We start from the raw sequence: 12,749 nt of genomic DNA on the forward strand, positions 1-12,749 counted from the left end.
ATCTTGGATGATGGTGCAACTAAGATTGGCGTGGAGTCGACGGTGATTGATTTGTCGACAGATACGCCAGCTGTGTTACGCCCTGGTAAGATTACGCCAGCCCAAATCGAAGCGGTTTTGGGCGTGCCAGTGGACTCTGAAATTAAGCACGTTGATGCAGATGAAGCGCCAAAAGCACCGGGCATGAAGTACCGCCATTACGCACCCGACAAGGATGTCTATATGGTGGCGCCTGAAGATTGGACGCAGGCCATTATTTGGGCACAAAGCCAATTGGAACCAGTTGGGTTGATGTTGACGAACGATTTAATTGTGCAACACCAGTTAGCCGGCATGGACTTTGTCTGGTCGCTCGGGGATAATGGAGATACCGCAGCAGCAAAATTGTTTGCCGGCTTGCGTCATTTCGATGATCGTAAGGATGTGTTAACGGTTTTGGTAGCTGCAATGCCAAATACGCCAGAAAATAGTGCTTATAATAACCGTCTTGGCAAGTCGTCAGGTGGTCACTGGGTAACTGAACTGTTGGCGGATTAACTTTGGGGCTGTAATAGTTATTGGGGATATATAGGAGGTCATTGCGAATGACAAATTATCGTGAATTTGATCCAGAGTTGTGGGCAGCGATTGATCGTGAAAGCGATCGTCAAGAACACAACATTGAATTGATTGCATCTGAGAATATTGCATCAGCAGGTGTCCGTGCGGCACAAGGTAGTGTTTTGACAAATAAGTACGCTGAAGGTTACCCAGGTAAGCGTTACTACGGTGGTACAGAATACATTGACCAAGTTGAACAATTGGCGATTGACCGGGCAAAGGAATTGTTTGGTGCCGAATACGCCAATGTGCAACCGCATTCAGGGTCGCAAGCAAATGCCGCTGTTTATGCGGCTTTGCTTGAGCACGGTGACCACGTGTTGGGGATGGACCTAAACGCTGGTGGTCACTTGACACATGGCTCATCAGTTAACTTCTCAGGTAAGACTTACCAATTCCACTCATATGGATTGGATGAGAACGAGTTGATTGATTACGATCAAGTGCAAGCGTTGGCTGATGAATTCCAACCGAAGTTGATTGTGACGGGTGCGTCAGCATATTCACGATTCATTGACTTTGACCGTTTCCGTCAAATCGCCGATTCAGTTGGTGCTTATTTGATGGTTGATATGGCCCACATCGCCGGCTTAATTGCAGCCGGCGTTCATCCATCACCAGTTGGCATTGCAGATGTTGTGACAACGACGACGCACAAGACGTTGCGTGGCCCACGCGGTGGTATGATTTTGGCCAAGGCTGAACTAGGCAAGAAGTTGAATTCAGCAGTCTTCCCAGGCACGCAAGGTGGTCCATTGGAACACGTGATTGCGGGTAAGGCGGCTGCGTTCTATGAGGATATGCAACCTAGTTTCAAGGCGTATGGTCAACAAATCGTGGCCAACGCTAAGGCAATGGCAGAAGTCTTCGAGCAATCTGATTTGGTCCGTGTTGTTTCTGGTGGCACAGATAACCACCTCTTTAACTTGGATTTGACTGCAACTGGTTTGACAGGTAAGGAAGCGCAAAACTTATTGGATAGTATTCACATCACGACTAATAAGGAAGCCATTCCAAACGAGCCACGTAGTCCGTTCATTACGTCAGGTATTCGCATCGGAACGCCAGCAATTACGACCCGCGGCTTCAAGGAGCACGAGGCGCGTCAAGTGGCGCACATGATTTTGCGTGCCTTTGAGAACCACGATAACCAAGAAGTCCTTGATTTGATTGCAGCGGAAGTTGTTGCATTGACGGATCAATTCCCATTGAGCGGAATTGAGCACGCGGAATAACATAACCTGTATAATAGAAGAAAATGAATTGGAGTAAATGACATGAGCAAGCTTACTGTTTTTGATCACCCATTGATTCAACACAAGCTAACGATTATTCGTGATAAGAACGTTGGAACGAAGGAGTTCCGCGAAATTGTTGATGAAATTGCATCATTGATGGCGTACGAAGTAACGCGTGATTTGCCAGTTGAAGATGTTGTTGTTGAAACACCAGTTGCCAAGACGACGCAAAAGACGTTGGCTGGTAAGAAGTTGGCTATTGTGCCAATTTTGCGTGCCGGTTTGGGCATGGTCGACGGTATTATGAAGTTGATCCCAGCCGCTCGTATCGGTCACATTGGTATGTACCGTGATGAAGAGTCATTGGAGCCAGTTGAATACTTCGTTAAGTTGCCAGAGGATATTGACCAACGTGAAGTGTTGGTTGTTGATCCAATGTTGGCCACTGGTGGTTCAGCGGTTATGGCGATTGATGCGTTGAAGAAGCGTGGCGCTACGAAGATTAAGTTGATTACGTTGGTTTCAGCCCCAATCGGTGTTGAGACAGTACAAAAGGCCCACCCTGACGTTGACGTGTACACGGCTGGTTTGGACGAAGGTTTGAACGAGCACGGTTACATTGTCCCAGGTTTGGGTGATGCCGGTGACCGTTTGTTCGGTACTCACTAATTGTAAATTTAATAGTAGAGGCAGAGTGATTAATATCATTCAGCCTCTATTTTTGTTATGGTGGGGTAAGATGAAAGATATTGTCAGTGATGAAAAGGAGATACACATGAAAGTATTAGTTGTTGGTGCAAGCGGTCGTGTTGGTGAGGAACTAGTGAAGCAATTGGTCGCGGATGGCCGTGAAGTTGTGGCAGGGACACGTCATACTGACCAAGATTTTGGTGCCGGTGTAACGGTTAAGAACATTGACTTGTTGGCTGATGAAGCCACGCTAATTGGTGAGTTGCGTCCGTTGGCAGTGGATGCTATCTATTTCGTAGCTGGTTCACGCGGTAAGAATTTATTGCAAATTGACGCCTTTGGAGCAGTTAAGTTGGAAAACGCTGCCGAAGCCTTGGGTATTAAGCGCTTTATCATGTTGTCATCGTGGAACGCAACGTCACCAGCTGAATGGGGTGAAGGATTGCGTGACTACAACATTGCCAAGTTCTTTGCTGATCGATGGTTGATGGATAATACCAAGTTGGATTACACCATCTTACAACCGGGTTCATTGGTTGAAGAGCCGGCAACAGGCTTAGTTGCGCTTGACCCAACTGAGCCGGGTAAGAATGCTATTCCGAACGTTGCGGCTGTTTTGGCAGCACTGTTGCAGGCTGAGAACACGTACCGTCGGGTCATTACGATGCACGATGGGGATGTTGCAATTCCGGATGCTTTGCGAGAATTAAAGTCAATTTAAACCAGCAAGTCAACTTTCTTTCTGTTAGAATGTAGGTAACGAAAAGAAAGTGAGAAATTGCACATATGGCAAACTTTAACGAATACGTGGCTGCGGCTGGTCAATTGTTGGTGATGGCAACGGCGGTTGATAACCAACCATCAACTCGCATCATGGGCTTTGCACAATCAACTGAAGCGCCTAATAAGTGGTACTTGGTAACTGACCCAGCTTCTGCCAAGGTTGCTGAATTGGATGCAAACAGTAAGGTTGCGTTTAATACCATGATGGGTGAGGGCGGTCGCCGAATTTCATCAAACAAGGGAACGCTGGTACGCTCTGAGAAGACGTGGGCTGATGTGAAGCACTATTTCGAAGAAAATAAGGGCTTCATGGCTGGTCACCCAACGCCAGAACAAGAAATCATTTTGGAGTTGACTTTCCCATCAGCTTTGTTGGCGTCATTCGTTGAAGCCCCAGAAGTGATCAATTTTTAAGTAAAACGTTTAACACGAACGGAAGTGTTTACCAAGAGTTTTAACTACTATATACTAATAGACATAAAGAACGTCTTTAAGTTAGCCCAGCGAGACTAACAAGATCGACTAACGTACTATTGGGGTAGTAGGACTAACACAACCGCACGTTACAAGATTTAGCAGCTGGGATGATGAGTCATCTTGGCTGCTTTTGTTTTTAAAGGCGATGAAAGAGGAGTGTTATTATGGAAACGAAACGTGATGTGGTCCTAGACGTCAATGAACGGCCGGGCTTCTTGCAATGGATTGGGTTGTCATTGCAACACATGTTCTCAATGTTTGGGTCAACGGTGTTGGTACCGTTGTTGGTTGGTTTGAACCCCGGAATTGCGCTGTTTAGTTCAGGTGTGGGAACTTTGCTACACATCTTGATTACGAAGCGTCAAATTCCAGCGTACATGGGATCAAGTTTTGCATTTATTATTCCGATGGTGGCCTTAATGAAAACAACTGGCTACCCCGGTGTGGCAACCGGCGTTATCTCGGTTGGTATTGTTTACTTGATTGTCGCTGCGATTGTGGCGTTCATCGGGACGAACTGGATTGAAAAGTTGTTGCCACCGATTGTGGTGGGGCCAATTATCATGGTCATCGGGCTGTCATTGTCATCATCTGCTGCACAATCAGCAACGTTGTTGAATGGCAAGTATGATATTCGGGTCTTTGCAGTGGCGATGATCACGTTGGCTTTGACAATCGTCTTCAACATGTTCCTTAAGGGCTTCTTGGGCTTGATTCCCATTTTGCTGGGTATCGTGGGTGGATACATCTTCGCGATTTTGTTTGGGTTGGTTGATTTGGCACCAGTTGCGCACGCGGCATGGTTTGCCTTGCCAGATTTTGATGTGCCATTTGTGGATTACAAGCCTGTGATGCACTGGGGTGCGATTATCGTGATGGCACCGCTAGCGTTGGTTACAATTACCGAACACTTGGGTCACTTGATGGTCTTGGATGATTTGACAGGCCGAGACTTCATGCGTAACCCTGGTTTGCACCGGACGTTGGCTGGTGATGGTACAGCCTCAATCTTCGCTGGTTTGGTCGGTGGACCGTCAGTGACGTCATACGGTGAAAATATCGGTGTTATGGCCATTACCAAGGTTCACTCAGTGTACGTCTTGATTGGTGCAGCCGTCTTCGCCATTTTGTTCTCATTCGTGGGTAAGTTGTCGGCTTTGATTCAATCAATTCCGGGTGCTGTTACCGGTGGTGTCTCATTCTTGCTGTTCGGGGTGATCGCAGCTTCTGGTTTGCGTATCATCGTTGAAAACAAGATCGACTTCAACTTGAAGCGCAATTTGATGATTGCCTCATCAGTTTTGGTTATCGGAATTGGAAATGCCTACTTGCAAGTTGGTCATGGTAATGACATTATCCAATTTTCAGGCGTAGCAATTGCGACTGTTTTGGGAATTGTATTGAATTTGGTTTTGCCACAAAAGGCAGCTTCTGAAAAGTAATAAATATTCAAGAATAGGCGACGTTGCGTAAAAGCGACGTCGCTTTTTATTTGTAAAAATGGTACAAAAACGCTTAATGACGCGGGTTTGGCAAGTCAGAAAATATCAATTCTGGATATTAATATCAATTCATTCCTAATTGGAATGATTAAAACGGCGGTAAATGGGCCTTTTCTTAAATGGTTGCACATTTGGGACAAATTTGTTGAATGCTAAAACGTTGAATTTCGTTCCTAAAAGCGTAATATAGGGGGGTAAAAGTTTAACGGTCCTGTGTTCTGCGCATCGCCGCTCAATTATATTTAGAAAGGAAAGAGGTGGATTTCTGTGGGTGAGAAGACCGCAACCTTTAGCATTGCGGGGCTAACGTTCGACTGGAGCATTATCATTTCAACAACTGTGACATTCGCAATTGTTTTCTTCTTGGTATTTTGGATGTCTCGCAAGTTGGTTTTAAAGCCAGCTGGTAAGTCAAAGCAAAATTTCCTAGAATGGATTATCGATTTTACCAACGGTATTGTTGATGGATCGCTACCAAATCGAACTGGAACTAATTTAAAGTTCTTCGCATTCTCAATGTTCATGTTCATCTTCGTTGCGAACCAATTGGGTGTTGCCTTCGTGGTTAACTTCAATGACGTAACGTACTTGCGTTCACCAACGGCTAACCCGTTGGTAACGATGACCTTGGCATTGATTGCAATTGGAATGTCCCATTTCTTGGGTGTTCAAAAGCTCGGATTTAAGAACTACTTCAAGTCAGTTTACTTGAGTCCATTTAGCGCATTGCTGCCAATTAACATTATTGAGCAATTCACAAGTTTCTTAACATTGGGACTTCGTTTGTTCGGTAACATTTTTGCCGGTGAAATGGTCTTGTCTCTTCTTTGGGAATTGGCAAATGCAGCCGGTGTCGTATCATTCGTTCCAGCATTCTTGTTGACGATGATTTGGCAAGCATTCTCTTTGTTTGTCGGAAGTATTCAAGCTTATGTCTTTGTGACGTTGACTACGGTTTACGTATCAGAAAAGACTGAGATTGAAGAGTAATTGTTTTTTATCTAATCGGAGGATTAAAAAAATGGACGTTGCAACCATTGGTGTTGGTGTTGCTGCTGCTGGTGCCGCTATTGGTGCCGGAATTGGTAACGGTATTGTTATTTCAAGCATGATCTCAGGTATGGCTCGCCAACCTGAATTGGAAGGTAAGTTGCGTTCTAACATGTTCATCGGTGTTGGATTGGTCGAGGCCGTGCCTATCATCGCCATCGCCATTGCCTTCATGTTGTTGAGCAAGTAATAGTAACGCGGAGGCCAACTAATTATGATTAATCAAATTGTTCTAGCAGGTGCTAGCGAAGGGTTGGCTTTGGGTAACATGTTGTTTGTACTAGTGGCTTTCCTAGTGTTGATGCTTCTTATTAAGCACTTCGCTTGGGGTCCAGTAGTAAAGATGATGGAAAGCCGTGCGGATAAGGTTTCTCGCGATTTGGACTCTGCTGAAGAGGCCCGCAAGCAAGCCGAAGCTGATGCAGCTGAGCGTTCAGCTCAATTGCAAACAGCACGTACTGACGCAAATGGCATCATCGCTGACGCTAAGACTGCAGCAGGTAAGCAACGTGATCAAATCGTTGCTGACGCGCATGCAGCTGCCCAAGCCACAAAGGATCAAGCTTCAGCTCAAATCGAGCAAGAGCGTGCCGAGGCTATGGCTGGCGTGAAGAATGATGTTGCTGAATTGTCAGTATCAATCGCACAAAAGATTATCCAAAAGGAACTAAAGTTAGATGATCAAAAGGCGTTGATTGACGCCTACATCGAAGGGTTAGGTAACAAGTAATGGCATTGGATCAAGCAACGATTGCTAAGCGATATGCCGTTGCTTTGTTCGAATTAACCCATGACCAGAACACGGATGCTGCGAATTTGGCTGAATTAGCTGAAGTTCGTACAGTATTGGTGGAAAACCCAGAATTGACGAAGGCCATTGAATCAATGCGTGTGCCTGAGTCGGCTAAGAAGCAAATGGTAGCAACGCTATCAGATGGGACTAGCCAAGTGGTAACTAACTTGCTTCAAATGGCGTATGATTACCGCCGTTTCAGCAACCTACCAGCGATTATTACGGCATACGAAGCTTTGGTTAACAAGGCTGAAGGTGTGGTATACGCAGAAGTTAAGACGGCCGTTGCATTGAGTGACGAACAAGCTGCCCGGATGACGGCGCAACTTGCAAACCGTTTTGATGCAAAGGAAGTTAAGTTGACACAATCTGTTGACGAAAACTTACTTGGTGGTGTTGTTGTGCGAGCTAACAACCAGATTTTGGATGGGTCATTAGCAACTAAGTTAGCTGCTATTCGTCAGAGTATCATCCGCTAGTAATCTGAAAATCTAGTAGAAATTGATGTTGTGTGTGATGAATAGACACACTTTAAAGAAAGAGGAACTGCTGAAATGAGCATCAAAGCTGAAGAAATCAGTTCACTCATCAAGAGCCAATTGGCCAACTATCAAGACGAATTGACTGTTCAAGAAACGGGTACTGTTACTTATGTTGGTGACGGTATTGCCCGTGTAACCGGTTTGGAGAATGCTCTTGCCGGTGAATTGGTCGAGTTTGAGAACGGCGTATTTGGTATGGCACAAAACCTTGAGTCTAATGATGTTGGTATCATTATCCTAGGTAAGTACGACGAGATTCGCGAAGGCGATACTGTTAAGCGCACTGGTCGTATCATGGAAGTGCCTGTTGGTGAGGGATTGATCGGACGTGTTGTTAACGCATTGGGTCAACCAATCGACGGAATGGGACCAATTAACTCGACGAGCACTCGTCCAGTTGAAGTAAAGGCCCCAGGAGTTATGGAGCGTAAGTCTGTTTTCGAACCATTGCAAACTGGTTTGAAGGCCGTCGACGCCTTGGTTCCTATTGGTCGTGGACAACGTGAGTTGATCATCGGTGACCGTAAGACGGGTAAGACGTCTGTTGCCATCGACACGATCTTGAACCAAAAGGATCAAGACATGATCGTTATCTACGTGGCTATTGGACAAAAGGACTCAACTGTGCGTACGCAAGTTGAAACTTTGCGTCAAATGGGTGCTTTGGATTACACGATTGTTGTCTCAGCTGGTCCTTCAGAACCAGCCCCAATGTTGTACTTGGCACCTTATGCCGGAGCAGCAATGGGTGAAGAGTTCATGTACAACGGCAAGCACGTCTTGATTGTGTACGATGATTTGTCAAAGCAAGCTACGGCTTACCGTGAGCTGTCATTGATTCTTCGTCGTCCTCCTGGACGTGAAGCTTACCCTGGTGACGTCTTCTACTTGCACTCACGTTTGCTAGAACGTGCGGCTAAGTTGTCAGACGAATTGGGTGGCGGTTCTATGACTGCTTTGCCAGTTATCGAAACGCAAGCGGGTGACGTTTCTGCGTACATCCCAACGAACGTTATCTCAATCACCGACGGACAAATCTTCTTGGATGCCGACCAATTCTACGCCGGCGTACGTCCTGCCATCGATGCCGGAACTTCTGTTTCACGTGTTGGTGGTGACGCCCAAATTAAGGCCATGAAGAAGGTTGCCGGAACGTTGCGTTTGGATTTGGCTTCATTTAAGGAGTTGGAGTCATTCGCACAATTCGGTTCTGACTTGGATGCGGCAACGCAAGCTAAGTTGGCCCGTGGTCGTCGTACTGTTGAGTTGTTGAAGCAACCATTGCACCAACCATTGCCAGTTGAAGAGCAAGTTTTGTCATTGTACGCCTTGACTCGTGGCTTTATGGATGACGTTGCAGTTGAAGATATCCAACGCTTCGAATCAGAATTGATCGCAGCTGTTCGTGCTTCACACAACGACTTGTTGCAAACGATTGTTGACACAAAGGATTTGCCTGATGCAGATGCTATGAACGCCGCTATTACGGAGTTCAAGGCAACCTTTGCGCCAAGTGCCCACTAATTAAGGGAGGGGCGATAAATGGCAGCTTCTTTGCAAGATATTCAACGCCGAATTGCCTCAACAAAAAAGACGCGACAAATCACGAGTGCCATGCAAATGGTTTCTACGGCTAAGTTGAGTCAAATTCAACGTCACGGTGGTTCATACACAACGTATGCTAACGCCTTGCATGACGTTGTGGCACACTTAGCTAATGCACACATCAACAATGTTTCAGGTACTTTGCTTGAACAACGTGATGTGAAGAAGGTTGGCTTCTTGGTCATCTCTTCTGATCGTGGTTTGGTTGGTGGTTATAACTCAACGCTATTGAAGGGTATGATGGCAGTTATTGAAGAGCGTCAATTGACGCCTGACCAAGTGGTTATTTTGGCCGTTGGTGGTAACGCCTCAGACTTCTTCAAGAAGCGTGGCTTCAATGTTGCTTACGAGTACCGTGGTGTGTCTGATGTGCCTACCTTTAACGAGGTTCGCGAAATCGTTAAGACCGTTACGACAATGTACGACAACGAAGTCTTTGATGAGTTGACTGTTGCATACCAACACTTCGTATCACGTATTCAAAACGATCTTCGTTTGGAGAAGATGTTGCCAGTTACGACTGACGACATGGAACCAACTGAAGAAGGCGGTTTGAAGGCGGATTACGAAATGGATCCTTCTCCAGAACAAATCTTGGGTGTGGTTTTGCCACAATATGCTGAGAGTTTGGTCTATGGTGCTATCTTGGATGCCAAGACGGCTGAGCACGCGGCTTCGGCCAACGCCATGTCATCGGCAACTGATAACGCCAAGGAAGTGATTAACACGTTGGAGTTGCAATTCAACCGTGCGCGTCAAAGTGCGATTACGACGGAAATTACAGAAATTACAGGTGGTATGGCTGCCTTGGATTAGTCCAAGCGGCGTAACCCCTTTGAAATGAAGGAAGGAAACGACAATGAATACTGGACGTGTTGTTCAAGTCATTGGCCCAGTCGTCGACGTTGCCTTTCCATCAGGAACTCAAGTACCTGACATCAACAATGCTTTGATCATCGATAAGGGTGAGCAAGGTTCGTTGACGGTCGAAGTATCTTTGGCTTTGGGTGATGGTGTCGTTCGTACGATTGCCATGGACTCAACTGATGGTTTGCAACGTGGGATGGCCGTAGAGGATACTAATGCACCTATTAGTGTTCCAGTCGGTGAAGCTACGTTGGGACGTGTGTTCAACGTTTTGGGTAACCCCGTTGACGGTGGTGAAGCATTGGGTGAGGATGTTCCTCGTGACCCAATCCACCGTGACGCGCCTGCCTACGACCAATTGGCCACATCTACTGAAATCCTTGAAACTGGTATCAAGGTTATCGATTTGTTGGCACCTTACATCCGTGGTGGAAAGATCGGATTGTTCGGTGGTGCCGGAGTTGGTAAGACTGTTTTGATTCAAGAATTGATTCACAACATCGCACAAGGTCACAATGGTATTTCTGTCTTTACTGGTGTCGGGGAGCGTACCCGTGAAGGTAACGACATGTACCACGAAATGAAGGATTCAGGAGTTTTGAAGCAAACGGCCATGGTTTATGGTCAAATGAACGAGCCTCCTGGAGCACGTATGCGTGTTGCCTTGACTGGTTTGACAATTGCTGAGCACTTCCGTGATGTTAACGGACAAGACGTGTTGTTGTTTATCGACAACATCTTCCGTTTCACGCAAGCTGGTTCAGAGGTTTCAGCCTTGTTGGGACGTATCCCATCAGCCGTTGGTTACCAACCTACATTGGCAACTGAAATGGGTCAATTGCAAGAGCGTATTACGTCAACGCAAAAGGGTTCAGTTACATCTATCCAAGCCGTTTATGTGCCTGCCGATGACTATACTGACCCTGCTCCTGCTACGACATTTGCGCACTTGGATGCCACAACTAACTTGGAGCGTTCATTGACGCAACAAGGTATCTACCCAGCCGTGGATCCATTGGCTTCAACGTCAACTGCATTGACGCCTGAGATTGTTGGTCAAGAACACTACGAAGTTGCAACTGAAGTACAACGTACTTTGCAACGTTACCGTGAGTTGCAAGACATTATCTCAATCTTGGGTATGGATGAATTGTCAGATGAAGAGAAGACGATCGTTAACCGCGCTCGTCGTATTCAATTCTTCTTGTCACAACCATTCTCAGTTGCTGAGACGTTTACTGGTTTGAAGGGTGAGTACGTACCAGTTGCTGAAACTGTACGTAGCTTCAAGGAAATCTTGGAAGGTAAGTACGACCAATACCCTGAAGATGCCTTCCGTAACGTTGGTGTCATCGAACAAGTAGCTGATAAGGCTGCTACGATGGCTCAATAGTGAGGGCGCGCCATGAATGAACACAGCCTACATGTTAAGGTGGTAACGCCGAATGGTGTCGTGTTCGATTATGAGACTGCTACGTTAGTTGTGCTTAGCACGACTGGCGGTGAAGTGGGTGTCATGGCGAACCACGCACCAATTATTTCAGCTTTGAAGGTGAGCGAAGTGAAGATTGTTGACGAGGCCAATGGCGTTGAAGAACGTTTGGCTGTCAGCGGTGGTTTTGCTGAGTTCTCTTCAAACGTGTTGACTGTTGTGTCAGACGCCGCTGAGCGTGCTGCTGACATCGATGTGACACGTGCTGAGTCAGCTAAGGAACGTGCTGAGCGTCGCCTTGCTGAAGAAAGCTCAGTTCGTGATGTAGAACGTGCTCAGGTCGCTTTGTTGCGTGCCGTGAACCGTATCCACGTTGCGACTGGCAAGTAGTCAATCGACTAACTTTAAGGATCTCGAACAGAAATGTTCGGGGTCCTTTTTTGTTTCGGGTGGTAAACTAGTAACAGACAGAAAAAGCATGAAGGAGACAACCCATGAAATTAGGTGCGACTGTTGGTATTGGCGTCGTCGTAATTGGATTGGTTGCCGGGGGCTTAGTTTATGCCCATCAGCAACATCCAACCACGTCGATTACCAAGTCTAGTCAACACACGAGCAAGCAAACGAAGTCGGCAACGACCAAGCCATATCCTGTGCAGGTGAAAGCCGGGTCAACCGAGGCGACGACGTTAATGGTTGTTAACAAAAAGCACCCGTTGCCAGCTGATTACAACCCATATAACGGTGGTTTGAATCCTAAGACGAATCAGGCAAAGGATGAATTGATTAGTGCAATGAAGGCCGCTGGCTTTAACGTTGGGGATACGGTTTCCGGTTACCGGGCTTATGATTACCAGAAGACATTGTATGATGGTTATGTGGCTGGTCAGGGTCAAGCAGCGGCTGATTCCGTTTCGGCCCGACCTGGTTACTCAGAACACCAAACTGGCTTGGCGTTTGATTTGCGGAGTAGCACCGGTGGTTTGTTTGCTGAAGGTGGCTCTGACCCGGATGCTGCGCAATGGTTGCAAGATAATGCCTATAAGTATGGCTTGATTGTCCGTTATCCAGAAGATTTAACGACTTCAACCGGGTATGACCACGAAGAATGGCACATGCGTTATGTTGGTAAGCGGGCAGCTGCGGTCATCACGAAGTACCATTTGTCAT

15 protein-coding genes are annotated in these 12,749 nt (G+C 46.5%); all 15 read left to right on the top strand.

Annotated features, from left to right (window positions below; genetic code table 11):
- Nucleotides 1-537: L-threonylcarbamoyladenylate synthase (locus WEIDD23_RS02630; protein ID WP_278279466.1), on the top strand; the 537-nt coding region annotated here is incomplete at its 5' end.
- Between the two features lie 47 nt (nt 538-584).
- Nucleotides 585-1,835 carry a serine hydroxymethyltransferase gene (glyA, locus tag WEIDD23_RS02635; protein ID WP_010369575.1) on the top strand — a complete coding sequence of 417 codons (1,251 nt, stop codon included), beginning with the start codon at nt 585-587 and terminating at the stop codon, nt 1,833-1,835.
- A 42-nt stretch (nt 1,836-1,877) separates the two neighbouring features.
- The gene (gene upp, locus WEIDD23_RS02640) at nt 1,878-2,507 is read left to right on the top strand and encodes a uracil phosphoribosyltransferase (RefSeq protein WP_010369572.1); all 630 of its coding nucleotides are present in this window, start codon (nt 1,878-1,880) and stop codon (nt 2,505-2,507) included.
- 106 nt (nt 2,508-2,613) lie between these two features.
- Nucleotides 2,614-3,249 (top strand): NAD(P)H-binding protein, encoded by a 636-nt coding sequence (locus WEIDD23_RS02645; protein WP_010369569.1) that lies wholly within the window; start codon nt 2,614-2,616, stop codon nt 3,247-3,249.
- 65 nt (nt 3,250-3,314) lie between these two features.
- Nucleotides 3,315-3,725, top strand: a complete 411-nt coding sequence (locus tag WEIDD23_RS02650) for a pyridoxamine 5'-phosphate oxidase family protein (RefSeq protein ID WP_010369566.1) — start codon at nt 3,315-3,317, stop codon at nt 3,723-3,725.
- A gap of 227 nt (nt 3,726-3,952) precedes the next feature.
- Nucleotides 3,953-5,230 carry a solute carrier family 23 protein gene (locus tag WEIDD23_RS02655; RefSeq protein WP_010369563.1) on the top strand — a complete coding sequence of 426 codons (1,278 nt, stop codon included), beginning with the start codon at nt 3,953-3,955 and terminating at the stop codon, nt 5,228-5,230.
- Nucleotides 5,231-5,557: 327 nt separating this feature from the next.
- Nucleotides 5,558-6,280, top strand: coding sequence for a F0F1 ATP synthase subunit A (gene atpB, locus WEIDD23_RS02660; RefSeq protein ID WP_010369559.1), 723 nt, complete (start codon nt 5,558-5,560; stop codon nt 6,278-6,280).
- A 31-nt stretch (nt 6,281-6,311) separates the two neighbouring features.
- Entirely contained in the window at nt 6,312-6,530 is a 219-nt protein-coding gene (atpE, locus tag WEIDD23_RS02665) for a F0F1 ATP synthase subunit C (protein WP_004560332.1), read from the top strand.
- A gap of 24 nt (nt 6,531-6,554) precedes the next feature.
- A complete protein-coding gene (gene atpF / locus WEIDD23_RS02670; RefSeq protein ID WP_010369553.1) occupies nt 6,555-7,070 on the top strand; it encodes a F0F1 ATP synthase subunit B in 516 nt (171 codons plus the stop codon).
- Nucleotides 7,070-7,612 (top strand): ATP synthase F1 subunit delta, encoded by a 543-nt coding sequence (gene atpH, locus WEIDD23_RS02675; protein ID WP_010369550.1) that lies wholly within the window; start codon nt 7,070-7,072, stop codon nt 7,610-7,612. Before atpF ends, atpH begins: the two co-directional genes overlap by 1 nt.
- Nucleotides 7,613-7,687: 75 nt before the next feature.
- Nucleotides 7,688-9,199, top strand: a complete 1,512-nt coding sequence (atpA, locus tag WEIDD23_RS02680; protein ID WP_010369547.1) for a F0F1 ATP synthase subunit alpha — start codon at nt 7,688-7,690, stop codon at nt 9,197-9,199.
- Nucleotides 9,200-9,217: 18 nt separating this feature from the next.
- Complete coding sequence (locus tag WEIDD23_RS02685) at nt 9,218-10,096, top strand: F0F1 ATP synthase subunit gamma (protein ID WP_010369544.1); 879 nt, start codon at nt 9,218-9,220, stop codon at nt 10,094-10,096.
- A 43-nt stretch (nt 10,097-10,139) separates the two neighbouring features.
- Nucleotides 10,140-11,540 (top strand): F0F1 ATP synthase subunit beta, encoded by a 1,401-nt coding sequence (gene atpD, locus WEIDD23_RS02690; protein ID WP_010369540.1) that lies wholly within the window; start codon nt 10,140-10,142, stop codon nt 11,538-11,540.
- 12 nt (nt 11,541-11,552) lie between these two features.
- Nucleotides 11,553-11,969, top strand: coding sequence for a F0F1 ATP synthase subunit epsilon (locus tag WEIDD23_RS02695; protein ID WP_010369537.1), 417 nt, complete (start codon nt 11,553-11,555; stop codon nt 11,967-11,969).
- Nucleotides 11,970-12,073: 104 nt separating this feature from the next.
- Nucleotides 12,074-12,749, top strand: a 676-nt coding sequence (locus WEIDD23_RS02700; protein WP_242865412.1) for a M15 family metallopeptidase, incomplete at its 3' end; no start/stop codon positions are given.

The organism is Weissella sp. DD23 (assembly GCF_001579105.1).
Taxonomy (GTDB): Bacteria; Bacillota; Bacilli; order Lactobacillales; family Lactobacillaceae; genus Weissella; species Weissella cibaria.